The sequence below is a fragment of the Henriciella sp. genome, from assembly GCF_049649345.1.
In the GTDB taxonomy this organism is placed as follows: domain Bacteria; phylum Pseudomonadota; class Alphaproteobacteria; order Caulobacterales; family Hyphomonadaceae; genus Henriciella.
Window position 1 is genome coordinate 1 of the sequence record NZ_JBARZC010000185.1, and the last position, 3277, is coordinate 3277.

The following is a 3277-nucleotide window of genomic DNA, read 5'->3' on the forward strand; positions in this document are numbered from 1 at the left end:
CCTCCGGCCAGGACGACCGGCCCGTGTCTCCATCGGTGCGCCGCGTGGCGAGCGAAGGCGGGGTCGACCCGGCCAGCATTCCAGGCACCGGCCGCGATGGCCGCGCGACCAAGGCCGATGCGATCGATTATGTGAACAATGCCGCCAAATCGGCGTCCGGCTCGAGCCAGCCTCAGCAGGCAAAAGCCCCCCGCGAGATCGGCCCGCGCGAAGAGCGCGTGAAGATGACACGGCTTCGCCAGACCATCGCCCGGCGCCTGAAAGAGGCCCAGGACACAGCCGCCATGCTGACGACATTCAATGATGTCGACATGTCGGCGGTGATGGAGCTGCGGTCGAAATACAAGGAAAGCTTCGCCGAGAAGCATGGCGTGAAGCTCGGCTTCATGGGCTTCTTCACCAAGGCGATTGTCTCGGCCCTGCAGGAAATTCCGGCCGTGAACGCCGAGATTGATGGCACCGACATCATCTACAAGAATTTCTACGATATCGGCATGGCGGTCGGCACCGACAAAGGCCTGGTCGTGCCGGTTATCCGCGATTGCGATGAGCTGTCGATTGCCGGGATCGAGCGTGAGCTGGGCAATCTCGCCAGGAAAGCGCGCGACGGTGACCTGACGATTGGCGACATGCAGGGCGGCACGTTCACGGTGACGAATGGCGGCGTCTATGGCTCGCTGATGTCGACGCCGATCCTCAACCCGCCGCAATCGGGCGTGCTCGGCATGCACCGGATCGAGCAGCGCCCCGTTGCGATCAATGGCAAGGTCGAGATCCGCCCGATGATGTATCTGGCCCTCTCCTATGACCACCGCATCGTCGACGGCAAGGAGGCCGTGACCTTCCTCGTGCGCGTGAAAGAAGCGCTGGAAGATCCGGAACGCCTGTTGCTCGACGTTTAGGGGCGAAGCGAAGGCATGTCTCAGCTGGCGATCTTCTGGCCTGTCATCGCGCTTGCCGCGCTGACGCTTGTCGTGCTGCTGCAGATCGTGATCCGGCGCTTCATGTTGGCCCGCAAGGGTGAGGTGACCCAGGACGATTTCAGGCTCGGCGAGTCATCGCGCGTGCCGGAATTTGCGGCGGTGGCGAACCGCAATTATGTGAACCTGCTGGAAATGCCGGTCCTGTTCTATGTGGTGTGCGTTTCGCTTTTCGTGGCCGGAATGGTCACGCCGCTGCTCTACGGACTGGCCTGGGCCTATGTCGCCCTGCGGGCCGTGCACACCGCCATCCACATTACAGTCAACCATGTCGTCGCCCGGCTCGCGGCCTTTGCGCTGTCGAATCTCGTGCTTGTGGTGATGTGGGTGCTGTTCGGCCTTCAGCTGGCTGGCTGAGCCGGGGCCACTCCGACCTTTGCCAGAGAGCGGGCGAGCCGGATGATCGGCAGGACCGCACACCGGCCCCGCGCTAGCGTCTATCCCCGCCTGACGCCGAGCTCCCAGGCGGCCTCGTCATTCTCGCCTTTCCAGGCGGCATAGGCGACGGAGCCTTCCAGTTCGGCGGTCTTGAGGAGGGTGACAGGCCAGTCACCGGTCTCGATGTCGCCGACATGGATCGGGTGAACGCCCCAGAGCAATTGCGCCTTTCGCAGCCGTGCCTCGTCGGACGAGCCATAAAGGACCATGTAGCGGCCGCGATGTTTGGAGAATTGCGCAAGCCGGCGGGCAGAGCCGGTGCGCAGCGCCAGGGCGGTCGCTTTTTCCGCGAAGGCGAGCGACTGGGCGGCGCGCGCGACGACGTCTATGGTCAGCTCAACGGAGCGGTCGCCCATGAACTGGCGTAGCGAGTCGCGATAATCCTCAGCCGCTTCGGTCGCCTGTATGATCCGGCTCATGATTGCCACGGCCGTCGCAGGATGGCGCCCGACGGCGGTCTCGGCAGACAGCATGACGGCATCGACGCCCTGATAGATGGCGGTGGCGACATCGCCGGTCTCGGCCCGTGTCGGGGCGGCATTGTCGATCATGGATTCCAGCATTTGCGTCGCCACAATGACCGGCCGGCCAATGGCGCGGGCCTCGCGCACAATGCGGCGCTGGATGATCGGGACCTGTTCGGCCGGATATTCAACACCGAGATCGCCGCGCGCGACCATGACGCCGTCTGCGGCTTCAACGATGTTTTCAAGATCGTCGATGGCAGCCGGCTTTTCGAGTTTGGCGATGAGAGGCGCGCGGCCATTGATGATCTGTTTGACGGTTTCGACATCCTCGACCGACTGGACAAAGCTCAGCGCGATCAGGTCTGCGCCGATCTCCAGGGCAAAATCGAGATCCTCGCGGTCTTTCTCGGTGAGGGCCTTCAGCGGGAGCGCCTTGCCCTGAACGGTGAAGCCTTTCCGGTCTGACAATTCCGCCGGAAAATCGGATTTGACGCGGGGCGTCTTGCCGGCGGCCGTTACCGTTAGCGCTACCATTCCGTCGTTGCAAAGAACGCGGTCGCCTTCTGAAAGCGCCTCCAGGATTTCAGGGTGCGGCACAGGAATGGTGTTTTCCTTGTCGGTCTCCTCGGCGGCGACAAGGTCATATTCTGTGTTGAAGCCGAGCTTCAGCTTTCCGCCCGGAAACGCGCCGACGCGGACTTTCGGGCCCTGCAGGTCTGCGAGGATGGCAAGCGGTCGGCCGATGCGGTCTTCTGCCATGCGCACCGCATCGAAGGACTTCTTGTGATCTTCATGACTGCCATGACTGAAATTCAGCCGGAAGATATCGGCGCCGGCTTCGGCCAGCAGCTGGATCGTATGGGCGCCGCGGCTGCCCGGGCCTAGCGTGGCGACAATCTTGGCATTGCGCCCGCGAAGTCTTGGAAGTCGGGGCATCGCAGCCTCCCTCTAGGTAAACTCAGTCCCGATCCCTGCTTAGCCTTATTCCGCCTGAAGGTGAAAGGGGTGATCGTGCCCGGCATGACCGCCATGCTGGAAAGCGGACAAGTTTCGCCAGTACCCGATTGAACCTTTTTACCCTTCCGCGCGACTGTCTTGATGTAACGGGATGAAAGGACAGAGATGTCCGATGACACTGGCAGGATTTATGACGAGCTCCTCGTCACGCTGGCGCGGACCGGCGACCGGGCTGCCGGGGAGCGGCTCGCCGCGCGCTGGCAACCAAGGCTGATGCGCACGGCAGGCCGGCTCTTGAGGGATGAAGACCAGGCGCGCGAGGCCGTGCAGGAAGCCTGGTCGGGCATTTGCCGCGGCTGGATGGGTCTCAATGACCCCCGGAAGTTCCCGGCCTGGGCGTTCGGCATCCTGCATCGAAAGTGCGCTGACCGGATC

At 63.1% G+C, this 3277-nt stretch carries 4 protein-coding genes; 3 read left to right on the top strand and 1 reads right to left on the bottom strand.

The window, feature by feature from the left end; all coding sequences use genetic code 11:
- Together odhB and WA989_RS04630 are read left to right on the top strand one after the other, a co-directional pair.
- The coding region (gene odhB, locus WA989_RS04625; protein WP_424339336.1) for a 2-oxoglutarate dehydrogenase complex dihydrolipoyllysine-residue succinyltransferase at positions 1–902 on the top strand (902 nt) is incomplete at its 5' end.
- Between the two features lie 15 nt (positions 903–917).
- Positions 918–1337 carry an MAPEG family protein gene (locus WA989_RS04630; protein ID WP_424339337.1) on the top strand — a complete coding sequence of 140 codons (420 nt, stop codon included), beginning with the start codon at positions 918–920 and terminating at the stop codon, positions 1335–1337.
- A gap of 80 nt (positions 1338–1417) precedes the next feature.
- On the opposite strand, the gene pyk is transcribed toward WA989_RS04630, so the two are convergent.
- The gene (gene pyk, locus WA989_RS04635) at positions 1418–2821 is read right to left on the bottom strand and encodes a pyruvate kinase (protein ID WP_424339338.1); all 1404 of its coding nucleotides are present in this window, start codon (positions 2819–2821) and stop codon (positions 1418–1420) included.
- 186 nt (positions 2822–3007) lie between these two features.
- On the opposite strand from pyk, the gene WA989_RS04640 reads away from it, so the two are divergent.
- Positions 3008–3277: RNA polymerase sigma factor (locus tag WA989_RS04640; protein ID WP_424339339.1), on the top strand; the 270-nt coding region annotated here is incomplete at its 3' end.

Bases quoted from the DNA above. Each gene is read 5' to 3' on its own strand.
- WA989_RS04630 (WP_424339337.1), top strand. From the start codon at position 918: ATGTCTCAGCTGGCGATCTTCTGGCCTGTCATCGCGCTTGCCGCGCTG.
- pyk (WP_424339338.1), bottom strand. From the start codon at position 2,821: ATGCCCCGACTTCCAAGACTTCGCGGGCGCAATGCCAAGATTGTCGCC.